The 21119-nt window shown below is 41.6% G+C and carries 12 protein-coding genes; 10 read left to right on the top strand and 2 right to left on the bottom strand.

What is annotated here, in order from left to right:
- Positions 1 to 5 precede the first annotated feature (5 nt).
- The 3 genes from BSAG_RS09440 (at position 6) to BSAG_RS09450 (ending at position 4596) form a co-directional block, all read left to right on the top strand.
- A complete protein-coding gene (locus BSAG_RS09440) occupies positions 6 to 494 on the top strand; it encodes a hypothetical protein (protein ID WP_004317088.1) in 489 nt (162 codons plus the stop codon).
- A 191-nt stretch (positions 495 to 685) separates the two neighbouring features.
- Positions 686 to 3496, top strand: a complete 2811-nt coding sequence (locus tag BSAG_RS09445) for a TonB-dependent receptor (protein WP_008997600.1) — start codon at positions 686 to 688, stop codon at positions 3494 to 3496.
- 167 nt (positions 3497 to 3663) lie between these two features.
- Positions 3664 to 4596, top strand: coding sequence for a metallophosphoesterase (locus BSAG_RS09450; protein ID WP_004317085.1), 933 nt, complete (start codon positions 3664 to 3666; stop codon positions 4594 to 4596).
- Between the two features lie 205 nt (positions 4597 to 4801).
- On the opposite strand, the gene BSAG_RS09455 is transcribed toward BSAG_RS09450, so the two are convergent.
- On the bottom strand, positions 4802 to 6658 hold the full coding sequence (locus BSAG_RS09455; protein WP_004317084.1) for a mechanosensitive ion channel family protein: 1857 nt from the start codon (positions 6656 to 6658) through the stop codon (positions 4802 to 4804).
- A 127-nt stretch (positions 6659 to 6785) separates the two neighbouring features.
- Here BSAG_RS09455 and BSAG_RS09460 point away from each other — a divergent pair, with 127 nt between their 5' ends.
- A complete protein-coding gene (locus BSAG_RS09460) occupies positions 6786 to 7775 on the top strand; it encodes a calcium/sodium antiporter (protein ID WP_004317083.1) in 990 nt (329 codons plus the stop codon).
- Here BSAG_RS09460 and BSAG_RS09465 read toward each other — a convergent pair.
- Positions 7772 to 9769 carry a DUF2961 domain-containing protein gene (locus tag BSAG_RS09465; RefSeq protein WP_008770544.1) on the bottom strand — a complete coding sequence of 666 codons (1998 nt, stop codon included), beginning with the start codon at positions 9767 to 9769 and terminating at the stop codon, positions 7772 to 7774. The two genes, BSAG_RS09460 and BSAG_RS09465, sit on opposite strands and share 4 nt — an antisense overlap.
- Positions 9770 to 10080: 311 nt before the next feature.
- Here BSAG_RS09465 and BSAG_RS09470 point away from each other — a divergent pair, with 311 nt between their 5' ends.
- The 6 genes from BSAG_RS09470 (at position 10081) to BSAG_RS09495 (ending at position 20867) form a co-directional block, all read left to right on the top strand.
- Positions 10081 to 11058, top strand: a complete 978-nt coding sequence (locus BSAG_RS09470) for a glycoside hydrolase family 5 protein (RefSeq protein WP_008997599.1) — start codon at positions 10081 to 10083, stop codon at positions 11056 to 11058.
- Between the two features lie 119 nt (positions 11059 to 11177).
- Positions 11178 to 14429 (top strand): SusC/RagA family TonB-linked outer membrane protein, encoded by a 3252-nt coding sequence (locus tag BSAG_RS09475; protein ID WP_008016106.1) that lies wholly within the window; start codon positions 11178 to 11180, stop codon positions 14427 to 14429.
- Between the two features lie 12 nt (positions 14430 to 14441).
- On the top strand, positions 14442 to 16205 hold the full coding sequence (locus BSAG_RS09480) for a RagB/SusD family nutrient uptake outer membrane protein (protein ID WP_004302611.1): 1764 nt from the start codon (positions 14442 to 14444) through the stop codon (positions 16203 to 16205).
- Between the two features lie 28 nt (positions 16206 to 16233).
- The gene (locus tag BSAG_RS09485; RefSeq protein ID WP_004302612.1) at positions 16234 to 17406 is read left to right on the top strand and encodes a glycan-binding surface protein; all 1173 of its coding nucleotides are present in this window, start codon (positions 16234 to 16236) and stop codon (positions 17404 to 17406) included.
- A 59-nt stretch (positions 17407 to 17465) separates the two neighbouring features.
- Positions 17466 to 18551: a glycoside hydrolase family 5 protein gene (locus tag BSAG_RS09490; protein ID WP_004302613.1), complete on the top strand. Its 1086-nt coding sequence runs from the start codon at positions 17466 to 17468 to the stop codon at positions 18549 to 18551.
- Positions 18552 to 18569: 18 nt separating this feature from the next.
- Positions 18570 to 20867, top strand: a complete 2298-nt coding sequence (locus BSAG_RS09495; protein WP_008997598.1) for a glycoside hydrolase family 2 protein — start codon at positions 18570 to 18572, stop codon at positions 20865 to 20867.
- Positions 20868 to 21119 lie beyond the last annotated feature (252 nt).

Genomic DNA, 21119 nt, shown 5'->3' with positions numbered 1-21119 from the left:
GCACTATGAAGAAATATATACTCATTCTCTTTTCCATCATCAGCCTCTGGAGCTGTAAAGAAACGGAAGATGAATCGATCGACATCACCGTTTTGCCTTCTGCCACCACTACAGGAGCCAACACATTCGGTTGCCTGATGGACGGCTGGATTTATGTGGGAGGGCGATACCTGAATTGGGGACACTCGTATGTATGGACGTATGATTCATTCCACTATTACACAGAAGAAGACAAACTCTCTGTTAGTGTTTCCGTAAAGCCCGGTATCAATCTATCTTTCACTATTTTATCGCCCCAAGAAGGCAAAGAATCAACGATTACCGATATAGAGTTCGGAAGAGAAGAGCTGGAAGACGGAACAGCTTTCATAAGCCGTTTCGACACAGAAATGAAAATTATCAGTGTCACATTCGGTAACGGCAAACGGCTGACTAACGGACGTTTTGATATTCATTATACGGAACACAACAGTAATACCGGAGCCCAATCCTGATATAATCTGATACAGCCTATGCATTTCCGCAAAATCCATAGTTTCCCAGGATAGAAAACCCGTCAATCACCGGTTCCGGAAGCTGTAATACAAACGTAGCATATTTGTTACGCGTTCTTCAACCAACTGTAAAAAGTAAGAAACGTCAACCCTCTACTTTTGCAGCAAATAATTAACGCACGCTAACATTTATGAAACGATTTTTGAAATTTGTCTCATTTGTTCTTTTGGTCATGAGCACAAGCGGTAACACTTTCGCAGAAGAAAAAGTGAACGTAGTCAAACAAGGCACTATCCGCGGACGCATCGTAGATACTTCCAAACAGACCCTTCCGGGAGCATCCATCTATATCGAAAAGCTACATACCGGGGTGACCAGTGATGTCAACGGTTATTATACTTTCGCCAATCTTACTCCGGGCACATACACCGTAAAAGTAAGCTACGTAGGCTACTCACCCGTTGAAATGAAAATCACCATTCCGGCCGGAAAGACACTCGAAAAAGACGTAATCCTGAATGAAGGACTCGAACTGCAAGAGGTAGTAGTAGGCGGAGCTTTTCAGGGGCAACGCCGCGCCATCAACTCGCAGAAGAACACACTAGGGATCACCAATGTCGTTTCAGCCGATCAGGTGGGTAAATTCCCTGACTCCAATATCGGAGACGCACTGAAGCGTATCAATGGTATTAACGTACAATACGATCAGGGAGAAGCCCGCTTCGGACAAGTACGCGGAACTTCGGCCGATCTTAGTTCTGTAACAATCAACGGCAACCGTCTCCCTTCTGCCGAAGGCGACACACGTAATGTGCAGCTCGACCTTATTCCTGCCGATATGATACAAACCATCGAAGTAAGCAAGGTAGTCACCTCGGATATGGATGGAGATGCCATTGGCGGTTCTATCAATCTGATTACTAAAAGTACTCCTTATAAACGAACCATCAGTGCCACAGCAGGAACCGGATACAACTGGATTAGCCAGAAAGCCCAACTGAACCTGGGTTTCACTTATGGCGACCGCTTCTTCAACGACAAATTGGGAATGATGGCAGCCGTTTCTTATCAAAATGCTCCGGTAGGTTCGGATGATGTAGAATTTGAATACGATGTGAATAAGAAAGGAGAAGTAGTAATGGTAGAAGCACAAAAACGCCAGTACTACGTGACACGTGAACGCCAAAGCTACTCACTGGCTTTCGATTACGAAATAAACCCGAATCACCGACTGACACTGCAAGGCATCTACAACCGCCGTCACGACTGGGAAAACCGCTATCGCGTCACCTACAAAGACCTCGACAAAACAGGACCGGACGATGAAGGCGAAATGCAGCAATCTGCCCAAATAGAGACTAAGGGAGGTACTCCCAACAACAAAAACGCCCGCTTGGAACTGCAACAGACAATGGATTTCAGCCTGGGCGGAGAACATCAGTTCGGCAAACTGTCAATGAACTGGGGAGCTTCTTACGCACGTGCCAGCGAAGACCGTCCGAACGAAAGATACTTCAATCTGAAACAAGACTTTCTCGGATTTGACATCGTGGATGCAGGCGGCCGTTTTCCGTATGTGACAACCGATGTAAACCTGCACAACGGAGAAGTGGACGGTGAAAGAGGAAAATGGAAAGTGAAAGAACTAACCGAAAGCAACCAGGAAATCTACGAAAAAGACCTGAAGTTCAAAGTAGATTTCGAACTGCCGCTGGCCAACGGAATCTATGGAAACAGCCTGAAATTCGGAGCCAAATATGCATCCAAGACTAAAAATCGCGATGTAACCGTCTACGACTACGCAGACGCCTACAAGGATGCATACAAAACAGCGTATATGGACAACCTCACGAGTGAGATTCGCGACGGCTTCATGCCCGGCAATCAGTATAAAGCCACCGATTTCGTATCCAAAGAATATCTGGGTTCGCTCGACCTGAAAAACATGGAGGGTGAACAGGTGCTCGAAGAATCTTCCGGCAACTATCATGCTAAAGAGAATGTGACTTCCGCTTTTTTCCGCTTCGACCAAAACCTGGGAAAGAAACTAAAAATGATGCTGGGTCTCCGCATGGAAGCCACTCATATCAAATACGACGGCTGGAACTGGATGGTGGATGAAGAGGAAAACGAAACGCTTGAACCGACCGGAGATCATAAAAACAACTATGTCAACTGGCTCCCCAGCGTATTATTGAAATACGATGTGACCGATGATTTCAAAGTTCGCGCCTCTTTCACAGAAACATTGAGCCGCCCCAAATATTCCGCATTAATTCCATGTGTCAATATCAACCGCAGCGACAATGAACTCGTGATGGGTAATTCTGACCTGACTCCCACCCTCTCATACAACTTCGATTTAAGTGCCGATTACTATTTCAAGAGCGTCGGTCTGGTCAGTGCAGGTATCTTCTATAAGAAAATCAACGATTTCATTGTCGATCAGGTGATTGGTGACTATACCTACCAAAACAATGAATACAAGAAGTTCACCCAACCCAAAAACGCAGGTGATGCCGACTTGCTTGGTGTGGAACTGGCTTATCAACGTGATTTCAGCTTCATCGCTCCGGCATTGAAATGCATCGGATTTTACGGTACATACACCTACACTCACACCAAAGTGAACAACTTCAATTTCGAAGGGCGCGAAAATGAGAAAGACCTCTCCTTACCCGGTTCTCCCGAACATACGGCAAACGCCTCACTCTACTTCGAAAAGAAAGGTTTTAACGTACGTCTCTCCTACAACTTTGCATCCAGCTTTATCGACGAAATGGGAGAAGTTGCCGCACTAGACCGTTACTATGATGCCGTGAACTATATGGACCTGAACGCAAGCTATACATTCGGCAAGAAGTTCAAAACAACATTCTACGCAGATGCTACCAACTTATTGAACCAACCATTGCGTTATTATCAGGGCACTAAAGACCGTACCATGCAGTCTGAACACTACGGTGTAAAGATAAACGCCGGCGTAAAAGTGAACTTCTGATGCGAGCCAAACAACGATATTCATTCCTTTAAAAGGAAGCCCCCGTTGGTTTAAAAGGAACAGAGCATTGGTTTAAAAGAAACGTTCTCTTCCTTTTAAACCAACAAGCCAAAAGATTCAGAATAACTATCTATATATAAACAACTAATATACAACAGAATATGAATATGAAAATTAAGAGTTTATTGATTCTCGCATTAGTCTCCGTCTGTACATTCGTTCAGGCACAGTTGACGGACTACTCTATATTTGACAAGAAGTTTAACTTCTACGTAGCGAATGATTTAGGCCGCAACGGATATTACGACCAAAAGCCAATAGCCGAATTAATGGGTACGATGGGCGAAGAGATCGGTCCTGAATTTGTTCTGGCCACCGGAGATGTCCATCACTTCGAAGGAGTTCGCAGCGTGAACGACCCTTTGTGGATGACCAACTACGAATTAATCTACTCCCATCCGGAACTAATGATCGACTGGTTCCCTATCCTGGGAAACCATGAATATCGCGGAAACACGCAAGCCGTATTGGATTACACCCATATCAGCCGCCGCTGGACAATGCCCGCCCGTTATTACACCCAAACATTCGAAGAGAAAGGTGCCACCATCCGCATCGTCTGGATTGACACGACTCCTCTGATTGAGAAATACCGCCAGGAAAGTGATAAATATCCCGATGCCTGCAAACAGGATGTCAACAAGCAACTATCCTGGCTGGAATCTGTGCTTGCCAATGCAAAAGAAGACTGGGTTATCGTAGCCGGACACCATCCCATCTACGCTTATACTCCCAAAGAGGAAAGCGAACGACTGGACATGCAGAAACGGGTTGACACCATCTTACGCAAGCACAAGGTAGATATGTACATCTGCGGACACATCCATAACTTCCAGCATATCCGGGTTCCGGGAAGTGACATCGATTATGTCGTTAACTCCTCCGGCTCACTGGCACGCAAAGTGGAACCTATCGAAGGTACAAAGTTCTGCAGCCCCGAACCGGGTTTCTCTGTCTGCTCTATCGACAAAAAAGAGCTCAACCTTCGTATGATAGATAAAAAAGGGAATATACTTTATACGGTGACCCGAAAGAAATAAATTCTCTTGATGATATAAATTCTACTCTCAGTGAAAAAACACACAACCCGAGGCGTTCCTTTCGCGATGAAAGGGACGCTTCTTTATATAATTACCCTTGAACCTATTTTGTGGGATAATATACGTTTGCAGCCAACCAATAGTCAGCTACTTACTTCATCTTATTAGTGTTCTCCGGATGCGCAATCATCATCGGGACGTAACTCTATGCCTTTTCCGATACATCACCCTGCTCCGCTGTCTTCGCAGGACCGCTGTTTTTCACAGCGCCTTTCTGAATTGTCGATTCATTCCCATCCCGAACTGCCATATAGTGCGGTGACATAATTTCAATGCCGGCCTCATTAAATTTATCCTGAATGTTCTGATGCAAATCCGAATAAATCTGTGCCATCTTATCTGCCTGTTTGATATAAGCATTAATTTGATAGACCGGATACCAGTCGCTCAACGAAGTTTCCAACACAAACGGACGCGGATCATCCACCACTCCGGGAGTGTTCAACGCAGCATCAATCAGTATCTGATTAACCTGCCGCCAGGGAATATCATAACCGATAGATACTTCCGAGTGAATAATCAATCCATATTCACGCGCTGAAGTACTGTAGTTTACTGTATGAGACGACATGATAAATGAATTGGGAACAGTCACAACCTCATTTTTAGGAGTCCGGATGCGGGTGACAAGAGGAGTTTTTTCGATGATATCTCCGGTGGTATCATTCAATTTGATCCGGTCGCCCATCTTGAACGGACGCATATAAGTAATCACCAGTCCGGCAATAATATTACCGATAACCGTACTTGATCCGAGCGAAACGATCAATCCGACAAATACCGAAATCCCTTGGAACACACCGGAATCGGAGCCCGGAAGATAAGGATAAATCATCGCAATCATAAATGCATAGAGCAGGAAACGGGCGATATGGAAAGTCGGCATCGCCCAGTCCGGATAGAAGCCGTTGATTTTGAGTCGTCCTGCTTCCACTTCACGTGCCAGATACAAGACGAGACGTACCAAATACTTCACGGCATACCAGATGACGATGATGGTAAACAGTTTGGGCACATAATCGATAATACCCACAAAGATACCGCGAATCGGATTCCATATATAGCCCAACAGTTGATATGCCAGTCCTTCTGTCTGTGGGAAGATGATAAAAATCAACGGTACGGTAAACAGTAGCTGCAATCCCATCAGTATATACCGCCCGATACTGGACAGGAATACTAACAGATTCGCCTGTTTCTGCGCATCCAGCAATTCATATCCCTGGATGGCTACCGGTTTTATCTTCGTGTCTTTCAGGCGCAGGATACGCGCTTTCAGTTTACGGAACAACCAGTTGGTCAAGCGGAACAGGAAATACTGTCCTGTAATTACCAACACAAAATAGAGCACACGCTTTGCCATTCGCCAAAGTCCGTGCTCGGCTTTCATCTCATGCAGTTTGGTAATGACACTCTGCTGTCTTTCCTTAGCTAGCGAATCACGGGAAACTCCTTCCCATAAGGCATCCTGATCGGTAAGAGAAAGCAATACTTTGCTGCCGTACATCAAATCGGAAACTATGTCCGAATGGTCGATAGCCACAGAATCGGGTTGTAGATTGAAGCGTCTTCCTATTTCTTCAATTGCCGCACCGGTCATTTGGGCACGTTGCTGGGGAGTATATCCACCCCGTTTGGTGAAAAGGTAAAATAAGGTATCACCGTCCGCCACTACCGGTATTCCTTTTGTGAACTGCCGCAGGGAGTCGATACGCTGTCGTTGCTGTGCATATTTTACGGAGTCGGCGGTAGCCATCTGGAGTTTCATCTGCTCCATTTCCATCCTCATATTCGCCTCATTGAGCCGGGCTTCTTCCAATGATTTCTGCATATTTACCAGATGGATAGAGTCCGAATCCCGTTTCAAAGGAACATGTCCGCCCGTTATTGTATCTCCGGCAAATATCTTCTTAACCGCCTGTTCCAACTGTGCTTGCGCCCCGATTGCCAGGAAAGAAAAGAACAACACCAGTAACGACCGTTTTATTTTATTTATTTCCATACCTTATATTCCTTGATTATAATTAAGGTTAATCTAACATTTCATTAAAAACAGAGCAAACATACGGATTGTTTTTGACATTACCATTTCCAAATTGATTATCTTTGCCACTAAAAGAGAAAAAAGCATGAATATATTATTACTTATCGGGGGATTAATCCTCATTCTTCTAGGAGCCAACGGATTAACAGACGGTGCCGCCTCGGTAGCCAAGCGTTTTCATATCCCTCCCATCGTGATCGGACTTACCATCGTTGCATTCGGCACTTCTGCCCCGGAACTGACGGTCAGTGTATCTTCTGCCATCAAAGGCAGCGCGGATATTGCCATAGGCAACGTGGTGGGAAGTAACATTTTCAATACGTTGATGATTGTGGGCTGCACGGCCTTATTCGCCCCGATTGTCATCACCCGCAATACACTTAGAAAAGAGATACCACTCTGCATACTTTCTTCTATTGTCTTGCTGATTTGTGCCAATGATGTATTCCTGGATAAAGCTCCGGAGAATATCCTGAACAGAGTAGACGGCTTATTATTGCTTTGTTTTTTTGTTATCTTCATGGGTTACACCTTTGCCATCGCCTCCAAGCCGAGCACAACAGAACAGGCGGGACAGATAGAAGCTCCGACCATAGAAGAGGAGACAGAAATCAAATCACTCCCCTGGTGGAAATCCATTCTTTATATCATCGGAGGTTTGGCTGCCCTCATTTTTGGAGGTCAGTTGTTTGTTGACGGCGCCACAGGCATCGCCCGCAACCTGGGTGTCAGCGAATCGATTATCGGATTGACACTGGTTGCAGGAGGTACTTCTCTTCCTGAACTGGCTACGTCTATCGTTGCCGCATTAAAGAAGAATCCGGAAATTGCCATTGGAAATGTGATCGGTAGTAACCTCTTCAATATATTCTTTGTACTGGGATGTAGCGCCAGCATCACTCCTCTCCGTCTTAGCGGAATTACCAACTTCGACCTGTTTACGCTAGTAGGTTCCGGTATCCTGCTCTGGTTATTCGGGCTGTTCTTTGCCAAAAGGACTATCACAAGAATCGAAGGAGGGATTATGATACTTTGTTATGTGGCGTACACGGTGGTATTGATTTATAATATTTAATTATTATAACAAAACACCTGATATTCAGCTTCATTCCAAGTATTTTTTCCCTCTTTAGACATAGAAACTGGTACGATACGAATATTTAATGATTTCTTTCCCTTAGTATACTTGGCTGGAATTTCAAAGTCATCTTCCAGCCAGCGTTTATAAGGGTTACTATCAGCTACATACCATAAACGTTCTGTAACCTCTTCACCATCAACAAAAACACGGGCTGCTTGTCGAACATCGTTTTGGTCGCTCAACCTACGCAAACGCACTCCTTCATTTTGAGAAGATATATTCACTCTAAAACTACTAAAACTTTCAAACCGGACGGTTTCTCCTACATATAAAATACGATCCTCATTTCCCTCAAAGAAACTTTCCAATTTTGTTCTGCGTACATTACCCATAGCTTTATAAGAGTGCCGTTTAATAGAACGAGAAGAGTTTAAATCCAAACTATCAGTTTTCACCAGTACATTTTTATCTTGACCATAATAGAATATAGTACCCGAGTGTTCCAAATACTGATTGTTATATTCGCCCGACTCTATTCCAAACTTCAGTTCTGAATAGAAAGGATAACTATCGCCTATACAAAAACGAGTCATAGACCATGGGTTATCCGAAAGACCGTCATACCCTCCCATTGGATGCACTTCAGGCGGGGTCGGGAATCCCCAACCATAACAAACATAACTTTCAGAACCGTCACTCTCAACTTGTGGTGTTCGTTTGCCGTCAATATATACACGAACATCCCCCTCGCAAGAAATGATATGTGAACGTTCGGCATGACATGTAACATGAGCAGCAACCATCTTCCCTCTTCCTTGAATAGCAGCTATCGGACTATCTATTCCTGCCACATGTTTTCGGGTATAATATGGTGTATTACGAAAGTATCCGGTATTAGATGTGGGATAAACCGACCTGGAAACAGCTATTTCTGAGAATCCCAAAGAAACAGGAACGCCACTACGATTTTCAATTATTATCTTCGCATGCTTCCAATATGGCATTGGAAAATAATTATAAAACCAACCGTCTGTGTTATATCCTGACAGCAAATAGTTGGTATCGTGAAAGCCCAAAGAGTTGCCTCCCAAACACGCTAAAGGACAAGAAATATCGGGTTGCTGATGAGCATCCCAAAACATATGAATCCATACATCCTGCAAGTGCTGCTCATTAATCTCCGGAAGATAAAATTTTAAAGAACCAATAGCTCCCTCTCCTTTTTCATCCAATAAAGTAATGGATTCGCCAGCATTAATCTTTTGTTCCGACTTACGATGATATGCCAATTGATCTTTGCACAAAAGATTACTACCTTGTTTCTTCCATAATTGTATCAAAGTATCATAATTCTCCTTCCCGGTAAAGGTCTTGATACCATTGTCCGCATAAGTGTGGTATACAACATGTCCCCAACCTCCTTCACCTTTGGTTCTTTCATAACCTTCCAGTTTCACATCGGTAGTTACACGGCATCCCTTGTTAAACGGCATTGGAACAAAACTCCGTGCAACACGTATGGGCCCTCTTCCGTTATCAAACGGGCCAATATAACTTTCAGCCAAAGGTTTTATAAAAGGCTCTTTCTCTCCGAATTCAGATAAATGTAAACTAAAACGAGGTGTTTCTTCTCCATCAAAATAAAAACGGAAGAGCGGATCACTTGAACTCATATAGCGATGTTGTACAAGATTATAAATACATCCCGGACCATCAACATCAAATATTACCCATTCTCCACGTTGATCCTGGTAAAGACTCCAGTCCCAGTCGGCATTCTTTCCTCTTTTATCAATACTACCTTCATAATGGACAGAGATTCCACGATCTAACAGGGGCAAAGATGCAATATCAACCATTCGAGATATACCATAAGATATACTATCAGTCTGCCAACCCGACTGTGCTACAGAGACTATCGAGCCAATTGCCGACAATGACACAACCCCGAAAACAACAAAACAAACTAAAAAAATACTTCTTTTCATAAGGTGATAAATATAAAATAAAACATGAATCTATCTATAAAATTTAATTCATAAAAGTACGGCAACTTATATAAGCATACAACCACTTTATTATCAAATCAATATACTATTTTAACCTTCAAGCCATCTGTTATCATATTTATTTTCCGGCTTAATCTTTTTTGTATATATATAATAAGGTAATATACTCTTGCCTTAAATAAATAGTAAGAAAAGTATCAGTATATGATAACAAAGCACTTTTTTACATATTTTTTTTGTGCTTACTTTGCAACGTCCATCTTATATGTTATACCTAATTTATTATGAAAATGAAGAAAGTCATTTTGTTTATCACCTTATTCTCCATGATATCATTATTCAGTTACAGTAAAGATCCTGTAAAACAATGGGGACAACTACAAGTAAAAGGTAATCAATTATGCAGCCAAACCGGAGACCCTATTGTATTAAGAGGGGTTAGTTATGGCTGGCACAACCTATGGCCCAGATTTTACAATAAGCAATCTGTGAAATGGTTGAAAAAAGATTGGAAATGTACCGTTTTACGCGCCGCCATGGGAACAGTTATTGAAGACAACTACATTGAAAATCCGGAATTTGCATTAAAATGCATGAATAAAGTGATTAAAGCGGCAATTAAAAACGACCTCTATATAATAATCGACTGGCATACTTATTATCCACAAAAAAAAGAAGCAAAAGCATTTTTCTCAATGATGGCACAGAAATACGGAAAATATCCTCATATTATTTATGAAATATACAACGAACCTATGGAAGACAGTTGGGAAAGTGTGAAAGAATATGCAACTGATATTATCTCTGAAATACGTAAATATGATCCTGATAATATTATTCTTGTAGGCAGCCCACACTGGGACCAAGACTTACACCTGGTAGCAGAAAGTCCTTTAGAAGGATCCGATAATATAATGTATACCCTCCATTTCTATGCCGCCACTCATAAACAAGAGTTACGGGATAGAGCTGAAGCAGCATGGGAAAAAGGAATTCCCATTTTTGTGTCTGAATGTGCAGGCATGGAATGTACTGGCGATGGCCCATTAGATATACCAGAATGGACCCGTTGGGTAGAATGGCTGGAAAGCAAAAAGATCAGCTGGGTTAACTGGTCCATTTCAGACAAGAACGAAACTTGCTCCATGATTCTTCCGCGAGCAAACAAAAACGGAGGATGGGACGAGTCTTTAATAAAACCTGCAGGACGTCAAAGCCGTAAGTTTATCCGACAATACAACTCACATATTTATAAAAATAAAGAATGATAAAATAATATCAGTTTTAGGCAAATAACGTCAATAATTTACATTCCTTATTTACTAGCTTTGCATCAATAATAAATATACGAGATTTTATACTAAAGTTAATTTTAAATTTGATAAAAATGAAAAAGAATCTCTTTTCTTTTCCCCGCTCAAAAGTGCGGATGCTAAAAGGATCAAAAGGAGTCTGGCTCTTTTTGATTATGTTCTGGATGATAAATACAGCTGCATCAGCAGCAGGTATTGAAATTAAAGGTACTGTAACAGACAGTAAAGGTGAACCTCTTCCCGGAGTTAATATTGTTGAGTTAGGAGTTAAAAAAAACAATGGTACCATCAGTGATTTAAATGGTAAATATACTATAACAGTAGAAAGCCAAAAATCTGTTCTTCAGTATACTTTTATCGGTTATAAAACAACAGAAGTCACTGTAGGAAACCGTAAAACAATCAATGTTTCACTCAAAGATGATACTCAATCTTTGGATGAAGTAGTAGTTATCGGCTATGGTACAATGAGGAAAAAAGATTTATCCGGAGCCGTTGCTTCTATTAAAAGTGATGACTTGATGCTTGGTAACCCGACCAGCATCTCCCAAGCCCTACAAGGAAAATTAGCTGGTGTACAAGTAAACCAGAGTGACGGTGCTCCCGGTTCAGGTGTAAGTATCACCATCCGTGGTGCTAACTCATTCTCTACAAATTCACAACCACTTTACATTGTCGACGGTATTCCGTTTGAAGTAGGAGATACTCCAAGCAGTAAAGCCAACGAGGGCAACAACTCCACCACTAATCCTCTGTCATTGATCAATCCTAATGACATCGAATCAATCGACATTTTAAAGGATGCTTCGGCAACAGCCATTTACGGTTCTCGCGGAGCGAATGGTGTCGTATTGATTACCACTAAAAGAGGTCGTGCCGGAGACGCTAAAGTTGAGTTCTCGACCAATTTCGGACTTTCCAAAATAGCCAAAATGGTTAAAATGCTGGATGCTTACACCTATGCTAATTATGTAAATGAGGGTGTAATCAATGGAGCTGCTTATGACAATCTTCCTTATTCATACCTTCCTTATCGTGGTAAATGGAACTACCGTCGCGACGAGAACGATAAAATCGTTCCCAACTCCGGTAAATACTATGCTTCACCGGAAGATTATCTCAATCCGGGTTATCGCGAAGACGAATACGGCAATAAAGAATGGGTAGAGGGTACCAACTGGATGGACGAGATCCTACAAGATGCATTAACACAGGAATACAATCTTAGTGTATCAGGAGGAAATGAAAAGAGCAACTATGCATTTTCAGGCAACTATACAGACCAGACAGGTATTATCAAGAATTCTGGTTATGAACGTTTTGCTGTTCGTGCCAACATCGGAAGCCATGTGAAACCCTGGTTAAATACGGGACTAAATATCAACTTCACCCGTTCGTTAACTAAGTTTGCCAAGTCAAATTCTTATGATTATAGTATCATCCGTTCTGCCATGCTTTATTTACCGACATTATATGTAGGAGACAAGACAGAAGATGATTCTTATGCATGGTTGTCAGCCAATCCACGTACATACGTTAATACAGCTAAAGATGAGCTGAAGTCAATCAATGTATTTACTTCTGCGTTTGCCGAGATTAAAATCTTCGACTGTTTGAAATTCCGTCAGAATCTAGGTATCAGTTATTCAGTAAACGATCGTGCAAGTTACTACAATCGTGAAACAGGAGAAGGTAAAGCTTCCAACGGACGAGCTGGTAAAAGCGACAATTTCTGGCAGAACTTAACAGCAGAATCATTGGTTACTTTCGATAAGACATTCAACAAACTACATCATCTCAATGTAGTAGCCGGTTTCACTTACGAAAAATCAGACTGGGGTGGCAAAACAATGAATGCGTCCAACTTCCCGACTGACATCACACAGGACTTCGATATGAGCCAGGCATTAAATATTGAGACACCAGCCAGCTATCGAGGACAAGCAGTTCTAGTCTCCTTATTAGGACGCGCCAACTATACACTCAAGGAACGCTATATTTTCACAGCATCGTTCCGTCGTGATGGTTCAAGCCGTTTCGCTCCCGGAAATAAATTCGCGAACTTCGCTTCAGGAGCAGTAGCATGGACTATATCTGAAGAAGAATTCATCAAAAACCTAAATATATTCAGTAACTTAAAGTTGCGATTCAGCTACGGTCAAACCGGTAATCAAGCGATCAGCAGTTACCAGACCATCGCTTCACTTGCACCATCCAATTACCCTCTGGACGGAACATTGAGCAGTGGATTTGCAGGACAAACTTACAAAGGTCCTTTGAATGACAAACTCAAATGGGAAACAACCGACCAATATAATGTCGGACTCGACATGGGATTCTGGAATAACAGGATTAGTTTATCAGCTAACTATTATTATAAAAAAACTAATGACCTGCTACAAAATGTATCTATACCGAATAGTACCGGTTATACTACCATGTGGACGAATTTCGGTCATGTAAAAAACAAAGGACTTGAGCTAACCGGTAAAATCATTGCATTAGATAAAAAAGACTGGACCTTAGACTTCGACGGTAACATCTCTTTTAATAAAAATGAAATCGGAGGTTTAACGGCCGATCAATATGCTAACCAATTATGGTATAGTGCCAAAGAAGTCTTTCTGCAAAGAAATGGATTACCTATCGGAACACTCTTCGGCTATATAGAAGACGGCTTCTATGATAATATAGCAGAAGTCCGTGCAGATCCAATATATGCCAAAGCATCTGATGATGAGGCTCGCAGAATGATCGGTGAAATCAAATACCTGGACAAAAACAATGACGGAAAAATAACGTCAGAAGACCGAGCTATCATCGGTGATACTAATCCAGACTTTATTTACGGGCTGAATGCCAATTTACGATGGAAAAATCTGACTCTGGGATTGTTCTTCCAAGGTACTCATGGTAATGATATTTTTAATGGTAACTTGACAAATATCGGAATGAGCAGTATTGCAAACATCACTCAAGATGCTTATGATTCCCGCTGGACACCAGAGAATGCAGCTAACGCCAAATGGCCTCGCGTCACTACTGCAATGACCCGTGACATGAAACTCTCCGACCGTTATGTAGAAGATGGTTCTTACTTCAGACTAAAAACGATCAACTTAAACTACAATTTCGGTTCAGTCATAAAAGGAATTAGCAACTTGTCTGTTTTCGGTACAGTAACAAACGTATTCACGATTACAGGTTATAGTTGGTTTGATCCGGATGTAAACGCCTTTGGTTCTGACGCTTCCAGAAGAGGAGTTGATATTTTCTCATATCCAAGCAGCAGAACATATTCAATAGGTTTTAAATTAACGTTATAATCTCAAGAAATAATGAAAAAGAAAAATATATTCATATATCTGATGGCATCCAGCCTCCTATTATCCGGAGCAGTAATGACATCATGCGAAAGTATGATCGAAGAAAAGCCTTTCGACTTCATTGTCCCTGAAGATGTTGAGGATTCTGATAACGGTGCCGACATGTGGGTAACAGGAGTATATAACACATTACACGAAGCCATGTTCAGATACGGTAGTTTCCCACGTCCGCTGGATTATGACTGTGACTATATTTCCGGTGCAGTATGGCAGTTCAGCCAATTTGGAAGTGGTAACTTCCAGGGAGGTGACGGACAAGCCGATGTACTTTGGACCGGAATGTACTCTTTGATTAACCGAGCAAATATAGCGGTTTCTGAAATCAACAAGATGCAAAATGTATCAGAAGTATTTAAAAAGAATGCATTAGGAGAATGCTATTTTCTTAAAGCATGGGCATATTTCTATCTGGTACGTGCTTATGGAGCTATCCCTATTTATTCCGTCAGTGTAAACGAATCCGGGCAATATACTAATAATCCGCGCATTCCAATTGCACAAGTATACACGGAAACAATCATACCTTTGCTTAAAGACGCCAAAGATATGATTTATAAAAATTCGGACAATGGATTTAAACCCGGAAGAGTCTGTGCTGCAACTGCGGCAGGTTTGTTAGCCAAAGTATATGCGACTATCGGCTCTGCGTCCATGGCTACCGGAGAACAAATAACAGTAAAAACCGGCGCACCGTTTGTCATGCAGAATGTAAACGGCACTATGACCAAAGTATATACAGAACCTGTTCCGACAACATTCTCCAAGGATCAAGTTGCCGGTTACGAAAGCTTTTCCTCTCAAGAATATTATAGACTGGCCTACGAAATTGCAGGAGATATAATAGGAGGAGAATATGGAATACACAAACTTGAGGACTATGATTTGGTTTGGTCTCCTTCCGGCAAGACTTGTAGCGAACATTTATTCAGCTTACAAACTAAGTCCGGTGATGAATTATACGGTACATTATTCAGCTCGCACTACTGTGGCAGACTCAATGCAGCAGGAAATATAGACAATAGCTTAACGGTAGGATGTAGAAAACACTGGTATCTATTATTTGAAGAAAAAGACTACCGCGTGGACAAGGGAGTGTTGCATTGTTGGATACGTCAGAACTCTGATACAAGTTGGGGGGGTGGTTCATACTATCCGAACTTTGGGAAATGGCAACGTATGGTTGAAGCCAAAGAACCTCCGTTCGATAATCCTAAAGTAACCTCCGGATGGAGATGTGATGAAGGAGGATCAGAACAGTTCTTCGCTTTCACGACCAAATATTCACAACAAATAGCCGATCAGACTCAACCTCGTACAGATGCCAATTACCCATTTTTACGTTATGCTGATATTGTTCTAATTTTTGCAGAAGCAGCTAATGAATTAAATGGCCCGACAAAAGAATCGGTAGATGCTTTAAATGATGTTCGCACCCGTAGTAATGCAACAGGCAAAGAACTGGCAAACTTTACAGATAAAACCAGCCTGCGTTCTGCAATCCTTGAAGAACGTGCAATGGAATTAGCCTTGGAAGGCGATCGTCGTTGGGATTTAATACGTTGGGGAATTTATTTGCAGGCAATGAATGCTCTAGGCGGAATGGATGAAGCTAACAACGTAAAACAACGTTCCAGCAAACATCTGCTATTCCCGATTCCGACTCTTGAAATCCTGACAAACCAAGGAATTAATGAGAATAATCCTGGCTGGGATTAATCACTTATAACCATGTAAAAAACAGATTATGAAGAAAATAAAATATTTTGCAATAATCGCAGCATCCATATTTACTTTAACATCCTGTACGGATATTGTTGAAGTCGACGATCTGAAAGCCAAAGAAAACAAACCGTCAACAGGTGCTCCGACTGTAGACAAAGTCGTTTTGGCAACAGATGCTGAATTTCCCATTGAGGGAGCAAATTTCGAACAAGTAGTACGAATCGAGGGAACAAACCTCGGAGATATCACTTCCCTAAAATTCAATGATATCGAGGTGGACAGTAAGGAGATATATTCGACATACGATATGCTTCTCGCACCTATTCCCCGTGCACTTCCTAAAGAAGTGACAAACACAATTTATATTACAACCAAACACGGAGAACTAAGTATTCCTTTTGTCGTTTCCATCCCTGATTTAACAATCAATGGACTCAAGAATGAATTTACCCAGCCGGGAGATACGACGGTTATTACAGGTGACAATTTTGACCTCTACGGTATTACAATCGAGGAAGCAATTGTTAATCTAGGCAATTTACCAGTAAATGTAATTGATGCTACTCGTACAGAGCTGACAATAGAAATTCCTGCAAATGCCGCTCCGAAATCTACTCTTACTATAAAAGGGGCAAACATGGATGAAGCATACAAGCTCACATACATGGATCCGGGAGTATCTCAACTTTTCGATTTCAATAATTGGCCGGGAAGCGGTGCCTTTACACATTCCAGCCAATTCCCTGATGCCCCGAAAGATTTCTTATGTGACGGCACATTAGAAGGACAACCGGAACCATTAGTAGAAGGAGGAAAATATATTCGCTTCAATAATTCCGTGAAAGCTTGGGGATGGATGGTTATGTGGGCCGGATATATTACTGTACCGGCAGAAGTAGCCGCAGACCCTTCATCTTACGATTTAAGATTTGAAATCTGTACTGGAGCTAAATTTCCGATATCAGCCCAGGCGCGTATCATTTTAGGAGATTATGGATGGTATCCTTCCAAAGGAGGAATTCCTGTTAATACTTATGGTGGATGGCAAACTGTACGGATCAGTGCCGATACAGAAGCATTGTTGCCTAATCCTATCGATCCTAGTACCAACACAGCTTTCAAAATCATATTTTCTCCCGAATCTGCTCAAGATTTTGATTTAAGTATGTGTAATTTCAGGTTTGTTCATAAGTAAAAATAAAAAGGGAACGCTCGTACTAAAGCGTTCCCTCATAAACAAAAACAATTCGATTTATGTTAAAAGACTTATTTTCATTATTAACGATTATAGCACTTCTATTTTCATCTTGTTCCAAATCAGACGAAGAAGAAAATGGTGATGAACCTCAACCAACCAAACAAACAGCTTATTTCGGAGTTAACCTGTCAGGAGCTGAATTTGGGAATGTATATCCGGGGGTAGATGGTACTCACTATGGTTATCCCACAGAAAAAGACTTGGATTACTTTAAAGCCAAAGGTCTTTATCTGGTACGTTTTCCATTTCGTTGGGAACGCATACAACCCACAATGAATGGAGAATTAAATGCAACAGAACTGGCAAAAATGAAGAAATTCGTCAAAGCTGCCGAAGATAGAAACATACAGATACTATTGGATATGCATAACTTTGGAAGATATTGTGTATATTGCGACGGGCAAAGTTCACAAAATAATCAATATGCAATCATTGGTAATGCACGATGCACTGTTGACAATTTCTGTGACGTATGGAAAAAACTGGCAAAGGAGTTTAAAGACTATAAAAATATCTGGGGTTACGACATTATGAATGAACCCTACGAAATGCTGGCATCGACACCGTGGGTTAACATAGCCCAAGCTTGCATTAATGCCATCCGCACTATAGATACTAAAACAACCATCATAGTTAGCGGAGACGAATTCAGTTCTGCCAGACGATGGAAAGAATGCAGTGACAATCTGAAAACTCTTACAGATCCAAGTAATAACCTGATATTCCAGGCACATATATATTTCGATTCGGATTCTTCCGGAAACTATAATAAAGGATATGATGAAGATGGTGCAACCGTTCAAACAGGGGTGGCTCGTTTGAAACCTTTTGTTGACTGGCTGAAAGAGAATAATAAACGTGGATTCGTCGGTGAATATGGAATACCTGATACTGACGGTCGTTGGCTGGATATTCTTGATGCAGCACTTAAATATCTACAAGAAAATGGAATAAACGGAACTTATTGGTCTGCCGGTCCACGATGGGGTGATTATCCCTTATCTGTCCAACCGACCAATAATTACACACAGGATCGTCCGCAATTAAGCACGCTCCTGAAATATAAAAGTACACAACAATAATCAGAATAAATACTGTCCATGAGAACTCGAATCATCACCATTATCACTTTACTGCTATCTACTCCAATGATTATTGCACAAAAATCAATGGATAAGATAGACAGGGAAAGCTTTGCAGCAAAGCTATCTCCAATAGAAGTAAAAGGTATACAGATGACTGAAGCAGGAAATATTCCTCTTGTCAGGGATACTCCTGCGAAAATCTCTTTGGACGGAACCTGGCAACTGGCAGAAGGAGGAACTGAAAAAGAACGTTTACACACTATCTGGACAGATCAAATACCTGCCCATGTGCCTGGTAGTATTCACACCGCATTAGTAGAAAATGGAATCATACCCGATCCATACATCGGACAGAATGACTCTATTGCAGAAAAACAATCTTACAAGACATGGTGGATGAAGCGGGAGTTCGAACTAGACTCCCCCTCATCTCACTGTATATTATCTTTTGGCGGAATTGCTAACAAATGTACAATATGGCTCAATGGAAAACTTTTAGGAACACACGAAGGTATGTTCGGAGGGCCCGATTTTTCAATAGGTAACTATTTAAAGAATAAAAACACTCTCATAGTAAAACTAGAAGCCATCCCTCAAATGTTTCTGGGCAACTGGCCTCCCAACGCAAATGAAAGTTGGAAATATACAGTTGTATTCAATTGCGTTTATGGATGGCATTATGCACAAATCCCATCATTAGGAATCTGGCGTAGTGTTCAATTAAAAGAACAAGCCGCAGTAGAAATAGAATCACCCTTCATCGCTACTCGTTCGCTCGATGGTCAAATGCGCTTAACTCTTGATCTGCATAAAAAATCATCTCCATTAAAAGGAGTATTATATGCAGAAGTATCTCCCAAGAACTTCAAAGGAATAACACAATATTATCGTTTCGACATAAATAGTCAGAAAAAACAGGAAACTTTATCTTTAGACTTTCAAATCAAAGATCCGCATCTTTGGTGGCCCAATGACAGAGGAGAACAATCACTATACGACCTCAACCTATTCTTCGTTCCACAAAAAGGGAAGACAGCCCATATAAAAACGTCGTTCGGTATACGGACTATTGAGATGAGACCATTAATTGATGGTGCTAAAGAAGATTATTATAACTGGACATTCGTCATCAATGGCAAGCCGATGTTCATAAAAGGAACAGGCTGGTGCACTATGGATGCATTAATGGACTTCTCAAGAAATAAATACGAGCATTTGCTCCAGATAGCCCAAAGCCAGCACATACAAATGTTAAGAGCCTGGGGAGGAGGAATGCCCGAAACCGATGATTTTTACGAATTATGCGATAAATATGGTATTTTAGTCATGCAAGAATGGCCAACGGCCTGGAATAGCCATAACACGCAACCGTACACTATCCTGCAAGAAACAGTGGAAAGAAATACCAAACGATTAAGAAATCACCCTTCTCTTATTATGTGGGGAGCAGGGAATGAATCAGATAAACCATTCGGACCTGCAATTGACATGATGGGACGACTTAGTATAGAACTTGACGGAACACGTCCCTTCCATCGTGGGGAAGCCTGGGGAGGCAGCCTGCACAATTACAACTGCTGGTGGGACGATGCTCATCTTAATCACAATTTGAATATGACCGCTCCTTTTTGGGGAGAATTTGGGATAGCATCATTGCCTCACATCGAGACAGTGCGTAGATATTTGGACGAGGAAAAAGAAGTGTGGCCTCCCCAAAGGAGCGGTAATTTCACGCACCACACTCCTATCTTCGGAACGATGAGAGAAATGGAGAAACTCACTCAATATTCCGGTTATTTTATGCCAAAGGATTCGCTGGCTTCTTTCATCCTCGGGTCACAGTTAGCACAAGTAGTAGGAGTGCGCCATACATTAGAACGAGCACGCACATTATGGCCTCATACTACCGGAGCACTTTATTATAAGATGAATGATAACTATCCTGGTGTATCATGGTCATGTGTAGACTATTATGGTATCATCAAACCCGTTCACTATTTTGTGCAAAAGTCTTTTGCCCCGTTAGCAGCAGTCATGCTGTTTGACCGCAGCAACCTTGCCAGTCAAGAAGTCAGTCTTCCTGTCTATCTACTTGATGACTGCCAAACATTAGAGAAAGAACCTTATCAAGTCAAAGTGTCTATATACAATGCATTACTAGATACTGTTGCCACCCATACTTTCAACGGTACCGGCGATGATAATGTCGTCAAAAAACTAGGAGAAATAAGTCTGAATAGAGAACAAACCAAATCGACCATGCTATTCTTTGTTCTGGACATAATCAAAGGTGCGCCCGTCAAGGCTGCATAAATAACTATTCCTTTAGCAAGGAATTAGGCAAGAGTACATTGAAATGACCTATCATCCACCTACTTATCCATTCAACGAAAGACGATGGGGAGTGTAGCATGTAGGAAAAGCCATGAGTCAATTAGCTATCAAGTTGCGACTGAATGGTAGGATGAAATGATAGACAAAGGATAAAATCCATACTGATTAAATGATAGTCCAAGCGGTATTCGGCTGTACCTGCAACGTAAGATAGCTAAACTCGTTGTATCG

Source organism: Bacteroides sp. D1 (genome assembly GCF_000157095.2).
Taxonomy (GTDB): domain Bacteria; phylum Bacteroidota; class Bacteroidia; order Bacteroidales; family Bacteroidaceae; genus Bacteroides; species Bacteroides xylanisolvens.
This window is presented reverse-complemented; position numbering and strand designations above follow the sequence as displayed.